We start from the raw sequence: 17270 nt of genomic DNA on the forward strand, positions 1-17270 counted from the left end.
ATAGAATAAGAAACAGAAGAAAATTGTTATATGAGAAAGCCATAATCGTTTCATAAATAAGCGGTTATGGCTTTTTTTGAAAAATATTTATTGTGAAAACGACGAAAATAAATAAAACATAATGACATTTTTGTACAAATATGATAAATTTCTAGTACTCATGTAAACCAAAACAATGAAAGAGAAAGGAAAAGTATGAAAAAGAAAAAGTATTTGGCATTATTGCTGACCGCCGGAATGGCTGCGCAGACAGCATTTTCATATGGCGGAACAGTGCAGGTCCATGCCGCTGAGGACACTTATGTTACGACAGATGAGTTGACAGACGGCAGCGCGGCTGCGCCGAAGGCGGACAAGGTCGTACCGTCGAAAAACCAGTATGAATACCAAAAGCAGGAATTGGCTGCTTTCTGTCATTTCGGTATGAATACATATACCGGAAGCGAGTGGGGAAATGGAAAGGAAGATCCGAAGCAGTTCCAGTTGACGAATGATTTTGATGAAGAGACTTATGTAAAAGCGATTCATGACGCAGGCTTTAAGAAGCTTATCATTACGGCGAAGCATCATGACGGTTTCTGTATTTGGCCAAGCGCCATGACGAAGCATGATACGGAGACGGCAGGATATGACGGAGACGTATTGGAAGAGCTTTCCAGAGCATGTACAAAATATAATATTGACATGGGATTATATCTTTCTCCGTGGGATGTAAACAGTGAATATTACGGTTATAAAGATAAAGACGGGAATAAGCTTGTAGGCGCTGACGGTCAGCCGTTGAATGGGAAGTCCTGGGAGCAGGTAAAAGCGGAAGATGCGCTTGATTATAATGATTACTATGACGAGCAGTTGAGAGAAATCCTCGGAAATGACAAGTATGGAAATAACGGTCATTTCACAGAAGTCTGGATGGACGGTGCGAAAGATACAAACGACAAGAGTAACGCGCAGGATTACGATTTCCAGAGATGGTTCAAGACGATTCAGGAATTTGAAGGAAAAGCAAGCGGCAAGTATGATGACGATTGTCTTCTTTTCGGAGCAGAATCTTACACGACTGTGCGCTGGATCGGAAATGAGAGAGGATATGCAGCAGAGGAAACCTGGGCAAAATCAACGGTTGATAAAGGGAAAAATACAATAAACAGCAACAGTCAGGATGGATATACAAAAGGTTTTGCAGATGGCAATCAGTGGACAGTGCCTGAGGCGGATACGAAGATCACATCTGGATGGTTCTGGGGAGAGGGAAAGAAAACGCCCCTTTCGATGGAACAGCTTGCAGGAATCTATTTCGGATCGGTCGGACATAACGCCACTCTTTTGCTGAATGTTCCCCCGAATAAGCAGGGAACGGTGGACGCCGATATCCTTGCCCGTGTGTCGGAATTCGGAACGGCGGTGAAAGATACGTTTGATAAGAATTTGGCAGAAAAAGCGACTGTCTCTGCGACAGAGGTAAGAGGAAAATCAAAAACTTATTCTCCGGCAAATCTGCTTGATGGAAATGACGAGACGTATTGGACGGTCGAAGACGGTACGGCAAGCGGGAAAGTTTTGATCGACTTAGGGGGAACGAAACAATTTGACGTTGTGTCGATTGAAGAGGCAATCCAGTTCGGACAGAGGATCGGTTCTTTTAAAGTAGAATATAAAAACGGGAATGACGGATGGAAAACATTCGATGAAGGAACGACTATCGGAGCGAAACGCCTTTGCCGCAAGAAAGCTGTGAAAGCAGATACACTTCGGATTACGGTGACAGCTCATGAGAAGGCAGAAAATAAAGTTCCGATACTTAGTGAGGTCGGCGTCTATCAGGCGGCAGACGGATTCGAGCTTGGAACAGGGATTCCGTCAGGTTTGAAAACGATAGATGACCGCTCATTTACACTTAGCAATGGATGGAATCAGGTGACAAACGATCAGATGCTGGAAGGAACAGGAATCTGGATCAACGGAAACGGCAACGGGGAAAACGCGCCGTATGCGGAGACAAAGTTTAAAGGAACGAAGGCCTGGATCATCGGTACGATCGATCAGAAGCACGGTCCGGCAGACGTCTATATTGACGGGAAAAAGGTGGCGTCCATCGATACCCATTCCGAGACAAGGAAGTTAGGTCAGATCTTGTACGAGACGGAAACACTGGAAGATAAAGAACATACAATCAAGATCGTAAATACAGGATCGAATACACAGGCTCTTGGATTAGACGCGGTTGCTTATCTTGATAACGGCGGAAAAGGTATGGTTGAGATCGAGAAAGATTCCTATCGGGTAAATGAAGATACGAAGATGCCGATTAAGCTGAAACGTGTCGGCGGAACGAAAGGCGATCTGACGGTACAGTTCGAAGTCGCTCCGGGAAGCGCTTATCAGAAACATTTTGACGCTGACGGTAATATGCAGGTGACGTTTAAAGACGGAGAATCAGAAGCCGAAGCGTTTGTTACAACAAAACGAGTGAAAGAAAAGGAAGGGGATGTATATTTCTCTGCTTACTTAAGCGCTCCGACAGATGACGTTCTTCTTGGATTTACGACAAAGGCGAAGATCACGATTGCGGATACCGAATCTTATGACAAGCAGGAACTTCTTGATAAGATCAAAGAAGTGGAAAAAGCAGGATATCAGGAGTCGCTCTATACGACAACAAGCTATCAGTCTTATGCGGCGGCGCTGAAAGCTGCGAAAGAAGCTGCAAAGAAAGCAAATCTGAGTCAGGAAGAGGCGGCGAAAGCATGTGCAGATCTTGATGCGGCAGTGGCAAGTCTGACAAAACGCAGTACATTTACGGAAACAGACAGATTACAGCTTCCGAAAGTAAAAGGACGAAGCACGACAGTAGAGGCAGAATACTTTATACTTGATCCTTCCAAAGCTGAAAAAGGAAAAGAAGTCCGCATTCAGCCGGATGCAAGTGCAAGCAACGGTGCAAAAGTAGGATGGTTCGAAAAGGGCAACGTAATCAAAGCTCCGTTCCATGCAGAAAAAGAAGGAACGTATACGGTCACTGTGACATATCAAAGCGGAAGAGGAACAAATAATCCGAATAAGATCAACTGGGGCGGAACGAATGTTGAAAATGGTTCAGTTGATGTTGTAGGAAAGAATACACAGACTCCGGTGTTCGAGGAGAAGTCTTTTGATATTAAAGTTATGAAAGCAGGAGACGGAGAATTAGTATTTACTGCGGATGCAAGCGCATCGCCGAATATTGATAAGCTTGTGATTACGGCGAAGGATGTGCCGTCTGCAGCTTATAAGATTAAGGCAACCGCAGGAGAACACGGTAAGATCGAAGGCGTGACAAACGGCGAAGTGACGGTAGAAGAAGGTGGAAGTCATACATTTAAGTTTGTGCCGGATGACAACTACGCGGTGAAAGACGTAATCGTAGACGGAAATTCAATCGGCGCGGTAGATTCTTATACATTTGACGATGTGATGGCGGACGGACATTCCGTTGAAGTGCAGTTTGAAAAAGCGGTTTATGCAGAAGACAATCGATTCGTATTCCCGACAGATGGCAATACGAAGACAGTCGAGGCAGAGCGGTTTGAAATAAAAGATGTCGTTGATCCGAAAGACGGCGAGTGGCACTGCGGCGTAACTGCGAAAGACTGGGCAAGCGGCGGAAAGATCGTAAATGCCATGAATAAAGGTGATACGATCACACTTCATTATGACGCGCCTCAGGCAGGCGAATATGCTGTGACGGTGTATTATAGAAGCGGCAATCCGCAAAACGGTCTTACATGGGCAGAAAAAGACGAAAAGATCGCTTCCGGAAGTGTGACGGCAGGAGCAGGAGACAGCGCGGCGGCAACACATACGACAACATTTACACTGAATGTAACGACGGCAGGTGAAGGAAGTCTTGTATTTACAGCCCCGGAAACAAATGCACCGCAGATCGATAAATTCGAAATTAAGAGTCCGGGAATCCCGATCCCTCCGATTTCCACAGTGGAATTGAAGGCGGCGATCGATCATGCGAAGAATGTGCCGTTAGATAACTATAAAGATGACGAAGCCAAAACTGCATTTACTGCAAAAATGGCAGAGGCAGAAAAGCTTCTTGTAGAGATTGAAAGCGGAACGTTTACAGGAACACAGGAGACAGTAGACCAGGTGACATCAGAGCTTCGAACAGCAGAGGACGCTTTGAATGAAAAAGAGCAGACTCCGAAGCCGAATCGGGATGCACTGAAGGCGGCAATCGATCAGGCACAGGCGCTTGATCTGACAAAATATGAAGAAGAAGGAAAAACAGAATTTAATACAGCTCTTCAGTCAGCAAAAGACGTCCTTGCAAAAGAAGATGCAACACAGGAAGAGATCGATCAGGCAGTGATCGCTCTGAATACCGCGAAGGAAAACCTGAAACCAATCGACAGCGGAAGCGGAGACGGTAACACAGGCGATGGAAGCGGAGACGGTAACACAGGCGACGGAAGCGGAGATGGCAACACAGGTGACGGAAGCGGAGACGGCAACACAGGTGACGGAAGCGGAAACGGAAATACAGGTGGAAGCGGAAGCGCAGGCGGAAGCGGAAGTGCAGATGGAAATGGTTCTGCAGGCGGAAGTCAGAGTGGAAACGGGAATGTGTCAAATTCGGCAGTTCAGACAGGGGACAGCACAAATCTGTTTGGATATGCGGGAACACTGCTTTTTGCAGCGGCGGCTGTCCTGTTTGGACTTGGCAGAAAAAATCAGAAAAAATAAGTGTGCTGAACGACGTTTTTAAGTTCATGGGAGAAAAAGTAAAGTAAGAGAAGGCAAGAGAATTACAGAAGATCAAAAGGACTCTCTGTGATTCTTTTGTCTTTTTGTAATGGTAACGAGCCAAAGTTCGGGCTTTCCCGAGGCCTTGGCGATCGCTTACAATCCCGGAATGTGCCTTTTGACACTTCCGGTGATTATCATAATGCGCAGATGTATCAGATTCTTGATTTATTTTTATCTTAACTTATAGAAGAAGCCCTTTAAAGTGCAATTTGTACAGAAAAAGGAGACACTGTCTTTTGACAATATAAGGGGTGTTGGATAAAAATAACAAAAATGGATAAAAAAACGAGAAATTACTGACAATTTTGTGGGAATATGATAGACTTAATAAGTCTATGAAAATAAAAATAGTAAAAGGGGAAAGGAAAATTATGAAAAAGAGAAAGTATTTGGCGTTATTGCTGACTGCCGGAATGCTTGCACAGACTGCTTTTTCAGCCGGCGGGGCGCTGCAGGTTCAGGCTGCCGGAAATGATGAGTATGTTAAAGTGAGTGATCTGACAGACAACGATACGGAAGCGCCGAAGAAGGATGGGACAATACCATCCAAAAATCAATATGAGTATCAGAAACAAGAATTAGCAGCTTTTTGTCACTTCGGTCCGAATACGTTTAATGGGGTTGAATGGGGAGAAAGTTATGGTGATAAATCTCCGAATGAGATCTTTAAGCTGACGGAAGATTTTGATGCAGATACACTTGTAAAAACATTGAAAGAAGCTGGGTTTGAAAAACTGATCGTGACAGCAAAGCATCATGACGGTTTCTGCATTTGGGCAAGTGATGAAACGGCATATGATGTTTCCGGCGCAACGAATTATCAGAGCGGAAAAGGCGACATTCTTGCTGATATTTCAAAGGCTTGTACAGACTATGACATGGACATGGGATTATATCTCTCCCCGTGGGATATCCATGACGATAGTTATGGATATAAAGATGCAGAAGGTAATCCTTTGGTAGAGTTTGCTGACACGAATGGCGATGGTAAAGGAGATACGAACAAGCCAATCAATGGTCTTACTTGGCAACAGGTAAAAGAGCAGGATGCGAAGGATTATAATGAATATTATAATAACCAGTTGATTGAGATCCTTGGAAATGAGAAATACGGAAATAATGGTCGTTTTAAAGAAGTATGGATGGACGGTGCGAAAGGAAGCGGTGCCGGATATCAGGAATACGACTTTAAAAAATGGTTCGATACGATCCAAAAATATGAAGGAAAAGCAGGCAAATTTGATGACGACTGCATGCTGTTCGGAGCGGCAGCTTATACAACAGTTCGCTGGATCGGAAATGAGAATGGATTTGCGGCAGAGGAAACATGGTCGAAATCAAATGTAAATAAAACGGACAATACAATCAACAGCAATTCTTCAGGCGGATATACAAAAGGTTTCCCGAACGGAAATCAGTGGACAGTTCCTGAAGCGGATGCGAGAATTACATCAGGATGGTTCTGGGGAGAAGGAAAGAAGACTCCGAAGACGATGGAAGAACTGTCAGAAATGTACTTCCGTTCAGTAGGTCATAACGCACCTCTTCTTCTGAATGTTCCTCCGAATGATAAAGGAAAAGTTGACGATGCGATCTTAAGACGAGTGACAGAGTTTGGTACAGCCATTAAGAAGACGTTTGAGAAAAACCTCGCAAAAGATGCGGATATCTCAGCAACACAAGTTCGTGGAAATGATTTAACCTATTCTCCACAGAACGTATTGGACGGAAAAGACAATACATATTGGACGGTAAATGATGATACGAAGGAAGGAACGCTTTTGATCGATCTGAAAAAGGAAACAACATTTGATGTTGTATCTATTGAAGAGTCGATTGAGTTCGGACAGAGAATCGGCAAGTTCAAAGTTGAGTATCAGGCTGCGAACGGCGAGTGGAAGAAGTTTGACGAGGGAACAACGATTGGTGCGAAACGCCTTAGCCGCAGAAGTCCGGTGAAATCAAGCAAACTTCGAATTACAGTAACAGCGCATGAAAGTGCCGAGAACAAAGTACCGATGATCAGTGAGGTCGGCGTTTATAAAGCGGCAGCAGGAATGGAAGCTCCGAACGGAATACCGGAAGGTCTTCAGGTTGTTGATGACAGATCGTTTACAGCAGAAGGTTGGACGCAGGAGTCAGGAGATCAGTTTATCGAAGGTACAGGTATGTGGTGCCGTCCGGGAAAAGAGGCAACTGTTAAGTTCACAGGAACGAAAGTTTGGCTTATGGGTACGGTTGATACAAGCCACGGACCGGCAGATATATATATCGACGGTAATAAAGTTGCTTCGATCAACACGAAGTCGGATAAGAGAAAACTTCAGCAGAGAATTTTTGAATCGGATACATTGTCGAATGAAGAGCATACATTGAGAATTGTCAATACAGGAACAGGCAATCAGGCAATCGGTGTAGATGCGGCGTTAGTATTGAACAACGGCGGAAAAGGAATGTTCCAGATCGAGTATCCGAGTTACCGTGTAAATGAAAATACGAAGACTCCGATTATGGTAAAACGTCTCGGAGGATCAACAGGAGAAGCAACGGTAGAATTTCAGGTAAATCCGGGAAGCGCTTGGCAGAATCACTTTAACGCAGACGGAAACATGACACTGAAGTTTACAGATGGTCAGACAGAAGCAGAGGCATATGTTGAGACAAAGAGAGTGCCGGAAGAGACAGGTGATCTTTCCTTTACGGCAGTTCTTGCAGATCCGAGCAACGGAACGATTGTTGGATTCAACAATCCGGCGACAGTAACGATCGCAGATTCTGAGCAGTATACGAAAGAAAAAGTAAAAGAAAAATTAGATCAGATTGAGAAAGCCGGATATAATGAGGCACAGTATACAAGCGGAAGCTGGGATGCTTTGCAGGCTGCGATAAAAGATGCAAAAGCTGTTTTGGAGAAAACAAATGCAGGAGCGCAGGATTATGCAGAAGCATGTACGAAACTGGATGCGGCGGTCAACAGCCTCACAAAGAGAAATACATACACAGAAGAAGACAGATTTGTTATGCCGCGTCTGAAAGGAAGAACAAAGCTGCTTGAAGCTGAATATTTCACCTTAGATAAAGGAACATCTGCCGACGGTAAACATGTGCGCCTTGTGTCGGATGATAAGGCAAGCAACGGACAGAAAGTCGGCTGGTTTGAACAGGGCAACATCATTAAAGTTCCGTTCCATGCAGATAAAGCAGGAACTTATACGTTCAAAGCAACATACCAGAGTGGAAGAGTAGCAAGTGGAAAGAAACCAAACTCTCTGAACTGGTCCGGCACGAATGTAAAAGATGGATCCAAAGCAGACATATATGGTTCTTCTGCAAATGGAACGGCGTATGAGACGTTAGAGTTTGATGTAGAGATTACGGCAGCAGGAGACGGCGAGCTTATCTTTACAGCAGACGACAAAGGATCTCCGAACCTTGATAAATTCGAAGTGACAGCGAAAGAAGTTCCGATGGAAAAATACACGATCACTGCATCTGTAGCAGAGGGCGAACAGGGCACAATCTCCCCGAGCGGAACAGTGGAAGTGGAAGAAGGTTCTTCTAAGACATTTGAGATAAAACCGAACGAAGGCTATGCAGTGAAGGACGTAGTTGTAGACGGAAAATCTGTAGGTCCAAGAACTACATATACATTTGAAGAAGTTTTGGCAAACGGACATACGATCACAGCTACATTTGAAAAAGAGATGTATGCAGAAGACAACCGCTTTGAATTCCCGACGGATGGAAATGCAAAGACGCTTGAAGCAGAGAGACTGGAACTTAAGAACGTAGAAGATCCAGGTGATGGTCAGTGGAAGATGGAAGTGAAGGCGGCTGACTGGGCAAGCGGCGGCAAGTTCGTCAACTCGATGAACAAAGGCGATACGCTGACACTTTACTATAACGCTCCGCAGGCAGGAGAATATACAGTTACATTGTCTTACAGAAGCGGAAGCGCTCAGAACGGATTCAAATGGGAAGAGAAAGACGGCAAGATCGAAGCCGGAGAAGTGACAGCAGGTGCGAACAGCGCAGATGCGACACATGCGAAAGAGTTCAAACTGAATGTGAAAACAGCGGGTGAAGGATGCCTTGTACTCACAGCATTCGATACAAAAGCTCCACAGTTAGATAAGTTCGATATCAAGAGCCCGGGAACACCGGTTCCTCCGATTTCTACAGTAGAGCTGGACGGGGCAGTGAAAGCAGCGAAGGAATTAGACTTGAATGATTACAAAGATGACGACGCAAAAACAGCATTTACAGCAAAACTGGCAGAAGCAGAAAAACTTCTTGCAGATATCGAAGCAGGAACTTTTGCAGGTACACAGGATGATGTGGATCAGATGACAAAAGCTCTGAAAGATGCGCAGGATGCTTTGAATGAAAAAGAGCAGACTCCGCAGGTAAATAAAGAGAAATTGCAGGAGGCAGTTGCGAAGGCAGACGCGCTTGACCTGACACAGTACAAAGAGGAAGGAAAAGCAGAGTTTGAGGCAGCTCTTCAGAATGCAAAGGCTGTTCTTGAAAAAGCGGATGCGGATCAGGATGAAGTTGATCAGGCAACACTTACATTGAATACAGCAATCGGCAATCTGAAACCGATTGACAGCGGAAGCGGAGACGGAAACGGAGATGGAAACGGAAACGGAAGCGGAGATGGCAGTGGAAATGGAAACGGAAGCGGAAATGGAAGCGGCAGTGGCAGTGGAAACACTGACAGTAATGTAAGCGGCGGTCAGAATGGAAGCGGAAGCGGAAATGGAAATGCAGCAAATTCGGCAGTTCAGACAGGTGACAGCACAAACTTGTTTGTATATGCAGGAGCATTGCTTCTTGCCGCAGCAGCAGCTGTATTTGGATTTAGAAAGAGAAATCAGGAAAGATAATTTTTGAGATTGATGTTTTTAGGTTCATAGGTGAAAAAGTGATATGACAGAGAGCGGGGAATCGCGGAATACCTGAGAAGGTGACCGCGGTATCCCCGTTCTTTTTGCTGGCGACCGTTTAGAAAAGGCTGTGAAACAGTCAATCCGGGCTGTCATAGCTGAATTGTTGCTTTATAAGTGCAGAAAAGTTAGAAAATCCCTTGACTTTCAGCGGAAAACGTAATAAACTAACCTAGCGTGCAGGAAAAGGCATTGTTCTTTTTGTGCGCGAATAAGGATAAAGACATAATTATCCGCAGCCCCTTGTGACATGAGTCATGAGGAAACGAATAATTCATAGGAGGTGAAAAAGAATGCCAACATTTAACCAGTTAGTTAGAAAAGGTCGTCAGACTTCAGAGAAAAAGTCTACAGCACCGGCACTTCAGAAAGGATACAACTCCCTGAAGAAACGTGCGACTGACGTATCTGCACCGCAGAAAAGAGGTGTTTGTACAGCAGTTAAGACAGCTACTCCGAAGAAACCGAACTCAGCTCTGAGAAAGATCGCCAGAGTTCGTCTTTCTAACGGAATCGAAGTAACAAGCTACATTCCGGGTGAAGGACACAACCTTCAGGAGCATAGTGTTGTTATGATCCGTGGAGGAAGAGTTAAGGACCTGCCGGGTACAAGATATCACATTATCCGTGGTACACTTGATACAGCAGGAGTTGCTAAGAGAAGACAGGCTCGTTCTAAATACGGTGCGAAAAGACCGAAAGACGCAAAATAAAAAGCTGAAAAAAGAAAACAGGCACAGCAAAGTATTTGTTTTCATCCAAAGTTTCCGTGAGAAGATCCAAAGCGCGTAAGGCTGCATAAGCAGATTGGATTTTTAAGCGGGTAAGCGTTACAGAACAAGAGCGGTAACTAAGTAGTTAAATCGTATCACAAACAGAACTATGATTATCGTGCCTCATTGATCATTCAATGAGAAAGGGTTGCGGATTTGAGAGTCCGTTCCGAAGGAGATCCCGAAGGTGCGGACGAAGATAGACGTCCCGCGGCCGCGAGCACATGGTATGTGATTTCATAGAAGACACATGTGAGTACCGATGAATTAATCCCGGTATAACCGGAAAAAATGATTAAGGAGGGAAGGACCGTGCCACGTAAAGGACATACTCAAAAGAGAGATGTATTAGCGGATCCGATATACAACAATAAAGTTGTTACCAAACTTATCAACAACATCATGCTTGACGGTAAGAAAGGTGTAGCACAGAAAATTGTATACGGAGCATTTGAAAGAGTAGAGGCAAAGGCTGAGAAGCCGGCGATCGAAGTGTTCGAGGAAGCAATGAACAACATGATGCCGGTTTTGGAAGTAAAAGCAAGACGTATCGGTGGAGCAACATATCAGGTACCGATCGAGGTTAGAGCTGACAGAAGACAGGCACTTGCTCTTCGCTGGTTGACTATGTATTCCCGTCAGAGAGGCGAGAAGACAATGGAAGAGAGACTGGCAAACGAAATTCTTGACGCAGCAAACAACACAGGCGGAGCTGTGAAGAGAAAAGAAGATATGCACAAGATGGCAGAGGCAAACAAAGCGTTTGCACACTATCGTTTCTAAGAGCCGGACACTGCTGCGCCTCATACTGAGGCGGGTGCGAGGCGTGTTGTTCGGGAATTGACCCGAAGAACGACCAAATAGAGGAGGAAAAGATCTTGGCTGGTAGAGAATATCCATTAGACAGAACCAGAAACATCGGTATTATGGCGCATATCGACGCTGGAAAGACTACGACAACAGAGCGTATTCTTTATTATACTGGTGTTAACCATAAGATCGGTGATACTCACGAAGGAACTGCAACGATGGACTGGATGGCCCAGGAGCAGGAAAGAGGTATCACGATCACATCTGCTGCGACAACATGTCACTGGACGCTGCAGGAAAATTGCAAGCCGAAAGCAGGTGCGTTAGAGCATCGTATCAACATCATCGATACACCGGGACACGTTGACTTTACAGTAGAAGTAGAGCGTTCCCTGCGTGTGCTTGATGGTGCGGTAGGTGTATTTTGTGCCAAGGGTGGTGTTGAGCCTCAGTCAGAAAACGTATGGCGTCAGGCTGACACATACAACGTACCGAGAATGGCGTTCATCAACAAGATGGACATCATGGGTGCAGATTTCTACAACGCAGTAGAGCAGATTAAAACAAGATTAGGTAAAAATGCAATTTGTCTTCAGCTTCCGATCGGAAAAGAAGACGAGTTCAAAGGAATCATCGATCTTTTCGAAATGAAGGCTTACATCTACAATGATGATAAGGGAGATGACATTTCCATCGAAGAGATTCCGGAAGCAATGAAAGATGACGCAGAGCTTTACCATACAGAACTCGTAGAGAAGATCTGCGAACTGGATGACGAGCTTATGATGATGTACCTTGAAGGTGAAGAGCCGTCAGTAGACGAGATGAAAAAAGTGCTGAGAAAAGCAACATGTGAATGTAGTGCTGTTCCGGTATGCTGTGGTACAGCTTACAAGAACAAAGGTGTTCAGAAGCTTCTTGACGCAGTAATCGAATTCATGCCGTCACCGCTTGACGTTCCGGCTATTCAGGGTGTAGATATGGACGGAAACGAGACAGTAAGACATTCTTCTGATGAAGAACCGTTCTCAGCTCTCGTATTCAAGATCATGACTGACCCGTTTGTAGGTAAACTTGCTTACTTCAGAGTTTACTCAGGAACAGTAAATTCAGGATCTTATGTGCTCAATGCTACAAAAGGCAAAAAAGAGCGTGTTGGACGTATCCTTCAGATGCATGCCAACAAGCGTGAAGAGCTGGATAAAGTATACTCAGGAGATATCGCTGCAGCGATCGGATTTAAGTTCTCCACAACAGGAGATACAATCTGTGACGAGCAGAATCCGGTAATCCTTGAGTCTATGGAATTCCCTGAGCCGGTTATCGAGCTTGCAATCGAGCCGAAAACAAAAGCTTCTCAGGGCAAACTCGGTGAATCTCTTGCAAAACTTGCAGAGGAAGACCCGACATTCCGCGCTCATACAAATCAGGAGACAGGACAGACGATCATCGCAGGAATGGGTGAGCTTCACCTTGAGATCATCGTTGACCGACTTCTTCGTGAATTTAAGGTAGAGGCTAACGTAGGTGCGCCTCAGGTTGCTTATAAAGAGTCCATTACAAAACCGGTTGATGTTGACAGCAAGTATGCAAAACAGTCCGGTGGTCGTGGACAGTACGGACACTGTAAAGTTAAATTCGAGCCTATGGATGTCAACGGTGAGGAGACATACAAATTCGAAAGCACAGTAGTCGGCGGTGCAATTCCGAAAGAATACATTCCGGCTGTAGGCGAAGGTATCGAAGAAGCTATGAAATCTGGTATCCTCGGCGGATTCCCGGTTGTTGGTGTTCATGCAAACGTATACGACGGATCTTACCATGAGGTCGACTCTTCAGAAATGGCATTCCACATTGCAGGATCTCTTGCATTTAAGGATGCGATGAAACAGGGAACTCCGGTACTTCTTGAGCCGATTATGAAGGTTGAAGTTACAATGCCGGAAGAATACATGGGAGATATTATCGGAGACTTGAACTCCCGTCGTGGACGTATCGAAGGAATGGATGATCTGGGCGGCGGAAAGATCGTTCGTGCATTTGTTCCGTTGTCTGAAATGTTCGGATACTCTACAGACCTTCGTTCCAGAACACAGGGACGTGGTAACTACTCAATGTTCTTTGAGAAATATGAGCAGGTACCGAAGTCTGTACAGGAGAAGATATTATCAAACAAAAATGCGTAAATAGCGCAAAAGGACTTGAAAAACGGCTAGGTTTGAAATATAATCAAACTTAGCCGAGTAAAAAAGTATAAGTCAGGTAAATTACCTAAAAAGGTTATTAATTTAAGGAGGACATTCAAAATGGCAAAAGCTAAATTTGAAAGAAACAAACCGCATTGTAACATTGGTACAATCGGACACGTTGACCACGGTAAAACAACACTTACAGCTGCTATCACAAAAACACTTTCTCAGAGAGTAGAAGGAAACGCAGCTGTTGATTTCGAAAACATCGATAAAGCTCCGGAAGAGAGAGAGCGTGGAATCACAATTTCTACAGCACACGTTGAGTATGAGACAGAGAATCGTCACTACGCACACGTTGACTGCCCGGGACATGCTGACTACGTTAAGAACATGATCACTGGAGCAGCTCAGATGGATGGTGCTATCCTCGTTGTTGCTGCAACTGACGGTGTTATGGCTCAGACAAAAGAGCACATCCTTCTTTCCCGTCAGGTTAACGTTCCGTACATCGTTGTATTCATGAACAAATGTGATATGGTAGACGATGAGGAACTTCTTGAACTCGTAGAGATGGAAATCCGTGAAGTACTCAGCGAGTACGACTTCCCGGGCGATGACACACCGATCATTCAGGGATCAGCTTTGAAAGCTCTTGAAGATCCGTCAAGCGAATGGGGCGATAAGATCATGGAACTTATGGCTGCTGTTGACGAGTGGATTCCGACACCGGAGCGTGCTACAGACAAACCGTTCCTTATGCCGGTAGAGGACGTATTCTCTATCACAGGACGTGGAACAGTTGCTACAGGTAGAGTAGAGCGTGGAGTTCTTCATGTATCTGATGAAGTTGAAATCATCGGTATCCATGATGACGTTAAGAAAACAGTTGTAACAGGTATCGAGATGTTCCGTAAACTTCTTGATGAGGCTCAGGCTGGAGACAACATCGGAGCTCTTCTTCGTGGTGTTCAGAGAACAGAGATCGAAAGAGGTCAGGTTCTTATCAAACCAGGTACAGTTACATGCCATAAGAAATTTACATGCCAGGTTTACGTTCTGACAAAAGACGAGGGTGGACGTCATACACCGTTCTTCAACAACTACCGTCCGCAGTTCTACTTCAGAACAACAGACGTAACAGGTGTTTGTGAACTTCCGGCTGGTATCGAGATGTGTATGCCTGGAGATAACGTAGAGATGACAGTTGAACTGATTCATCCGGTAGCTATGGAGGAAGGTCTTCGTTTCGCTATCCGTGAGGGTGGACGTACAGTAGGATCTGGTACAGTAGCTAAGATCATCGAGTAATCATAATCTGAATATAGATTTGATATAGCGATATGACCCGCAGAGTGTTTGCTCTGCGGGTTTTTGCATAGCGATGAGCCAAAGTCCGGGGCTGCCCAAGGTCTTGGCGATCGCTTACAATCCCAGAATGTGCCTTTTGGCACTTCCGGTGATTGTATTTTTAGAAAAAACTTCTCAAAAATATTGACATTTAAAATAACAACTGCTATATTACAAATAGAACAAAAAGATACCCCGGAAATTTCTCCGGGGTGGTTTTATATCAAAGAAGTAATTTGTAAAAAGAAATAATATTTACAATGAAACAAGAATAAAATCAGCAATCTTGAATTTGTAATTGTGGGAGGGAAGTAAAATGTCAGTGAAAAGAGATTATTATGAAGTGCTCGGTTTATCAAAAGGGGCAGATGCAAGTTCGATAAAAAAGGCGTACAGGAAGCTGGCAAAGAAGTATCATCCTGACACGAATCAAGGCGATAAGCAGGCGGAGAAGAAATTTAAAGAAGTAACGGAGGCATATACGGTCTTGAGTGATCCGGAAAAGAAAAAAATGTATGATCAATTTGGTCACGCAGCATTTGATCAAGGTGCATCCGGCAATCCTTTCGGCAGAGGTGCATCCGGCAATCCGTTTTCCGGCGGTTCATATCAGAGAACCTATACGAACGGAAATGGAGGATATCAGGAGTATCATTTTGAAAGCGGTAATATGGATGATATGTTCGGAGACATTTTTGGTGATCTTTTTGGGCGTGGAAAGTATGAAGGAGAAGGAGAGCAATTTCGGGGATTTCAGGGATTTCGCGGATATGAACAGCAGAGAGATGCAAAAGGAGAAGATCTGCATGCAGAGATCTCTGTAACCTTTGAAGAAGCTGTTTTCGGATGCGATAAAATGTTCACTCTTAGAGAGCCGAATGGTCAGGGAACTTCGAAGACTTTGCAAGTTCATATTCCAGCAGGAATTGATACTGGTAAGAGTATTCGACTGCGTGGAAAAGGAATGGCTGGAATGAATGGCGCAGAGAACGGAGATCTGTTTTTGAAAGTAAATGTCGGAGCAAAAGCAGGATATGAGCGAAAAGGCAGTGATGTGTATACAACTGTGTTTGTTCCGTATACAACAGCGGTGTTCGGCGGGGAAGCGAAAGTACAGACTTTGTACGGAGATGTTTTATGTAAGATCGGAAAGGGAACACAGTCAGGAACGAAGATCCGATTGAGGGGAAAGGGAATTGTCTCCATGAAAAATCCGGATGTAAGAGGGGATCAATATGTGACGGTTCAGATTGAAGTGCCGAAATACTTAGATCCCGAGGCAGAGCAAAAGCTGCGTGAATTTGAGAACATGTGTGTAAAAAGCGGCGCGGAAAACAGAAAAAGCGCATGATTAGAAACCCTTGTTTTGCATATACTGTATACAGTGTGGACTCACATTGTGAATAAGTATGGCAGGCAGGGGTTTTTATGTGGAAAAAAGGAAAGAAAAACAAGTGGGAAAAAGGAAAATTGTTATGGGGAGATCTTGTTTATGATTTTGTCGGGGCAGTATTATTTTCGGCCGGAGTGTATACTTTTGCCGGAAATGCAGACTTTGCGCCAGGAGGAGTTACGGGACTGGCGTTATTGCTGAATCATGTTTTCGGAATCCCGATCGGGACGCTTACGCTTCTTATTAATCTGCCGCTGATTATTCTCAGTTATCATGCACTAGGAAAACGATTTCTTTTAAAAACGGCGAGATCAATGGTCATCACCACGGTTCTTCTTGACGGTATATTTCCAATGTTTCCGATGTACGAGGGTCAGCGAATCATGGCGGCGGTCTGTTCGGGCGTATTGATTGGAGCAGGCATGGTGCTCTTTTATATGAGGGGTTCTTCTTCAGGCGGGCTTGATTTTGTCATTATGCCGATTAAGAAAAAACGGCCTCATTTGTCGGTAGGGAAAATTACTATGGCGATCGATTTGGGAATTATTCTTCTCGGATGGCCGGTGTTTGGCAATGTGGATGCTGTTCTTTATGGTCTGATGTCCACGTTTGCATCGGTTGTCGTGATTGATAAGGTGTTGTATGGGGCTGGGGCAGGAACGCTGGCGCTTCTTGTTACGAAACAAGGTAAAGCTGTGTCTGAGCGGATCGGACAAGTAACGGAGAGAGGCGTAACTTCTCTTCAGGCAACCGGGGCATATACCGGAGAGTCGAAACAAGTTTTGCTTTGCGCATGCAATAAGTCGGAAGCGTATCTTGTAAAACGTGCGGCAGAGGAAGTAGATGAGAATGTTTTTCTTATGTTTATGGAAACAAGTGAAGTGTTCGGGGAAGGGTTTCGGAATGTTTCAGAGCAAAAGTAAATGGAAAAGCACGTTGAAAAAATACGGCTGCTAGCGTAAAATTTTTGTAGGACACATAGAAAAGAGAACACCAGTTTTGTGTT

At 44.6% G+C, this 17270-nt stretch carries 8 protein-coding genes; all 8 read left to right on the plus strand.

The window, feature by feature from the left end; genetic code table 11:
• Positions 1-195 precede the first annotated feature (195 nt).
• The 8 genes from RCH61_RS06365 (at position 196) to RCH61_RS06400 (ending at position 17187) form a co-directional block, all read left to right on the plus strand.
• Entirely contained in the window at positions 196-4737 is a 4542-nt protein-coding gene (locus RCH61_RS06365) for an alpha-L-fucosidase (protein WP_306480188.1), read from the plus strand.
• A gap of 434 nt (positions 4738-5171) precedes the next feature.
• Complete coding sequence (locus RCH61_RS06370) at positions 5172-9689, plus strand: alpha-L-fucosidase (protein ID WP_306480189.1); 4518 nt, start codon at positions 5172-5174, stop codon at positions 9687-9689.
• A 353-nt stretch (positions 9690-10042) separates the two neighbouring features.
• Entirely contained in the window at positions 10043-10462 is a 420-nt protein-coding gene (gene rpsL / locus RCH61_RS06375) for a 30S ribosomal protein S12 (RefSeq protein WP_004847546.1), read from the plus strand.
• Positions 10463-10834: 372 nt separating this feature from the next.
• Positions 10835-11305, plus strand: a complete 471-nt coding sequence (gene rpsG, locus RCH61_RS06380; protein WP_009243127.1) for a 30S ribosomal protein S7 — start codon at positions 10835-10837, stop codon at positions 11303-11305.
• A 95-nt stretch (positions 11306-11400) separates the two neighbouring features.
• Positions 11401-13518, plus strand: coding sequence for an elongation factor G (fusA, locus tag RCH61_RS06385; RefSeq protein ID WP_306480190.1), 2118 nt, complete (start codon positions 11401-11403; stop codon positions 13516-13518).
• A 120-nt stretch (positions 13519-13638) separates the two neighbouring features.
• Positions 13639-14832 (plus strand): elongation factor Tu, encoded by a 1194-nt coding sequence (tuf, locus tag RCH61_RS06390; RefSeq protein ID WP_306480191.1) that lies wholly within the window; start codon positions 13639-13641, stop codon positions 14830-14832.
• Between the two features lie 355 nt (positions 14833-15187).
• Positions 15188-16222, plus strand: coding sequence for a DnaJ C-terminal domain-containing protein (locus tag RCH61_RS06395; protein WP_306480192.1), 1035 nt, complete (start codon positions 15188-15190; stop codon positions 16220-16222).
• Positions 16223-16299: 77 nt separating this feature from the next.
• Positions 16300-17187: a YitT family protein gene (locus RCH61_RS06400; RefSeq protein ID WP_306480193.1), complete on the plus strand. Its 888-nt coding sequence runs from the start codon at positions 16300-16302 to the stop codon at positions 17185-17187.
• Positions 17188-17270 lie beyond the last annotated feature (83 nt).

The organism is Mediterraneibacter sp., from assembly GCF_030825015.1.
In the GTDB taxonomy this organism is placed as follows: domain Bacteria; phylum Bacillota; class Clostridia; order Lachnospirales; family Lachnospiraceae; genus Mediterraneibacter.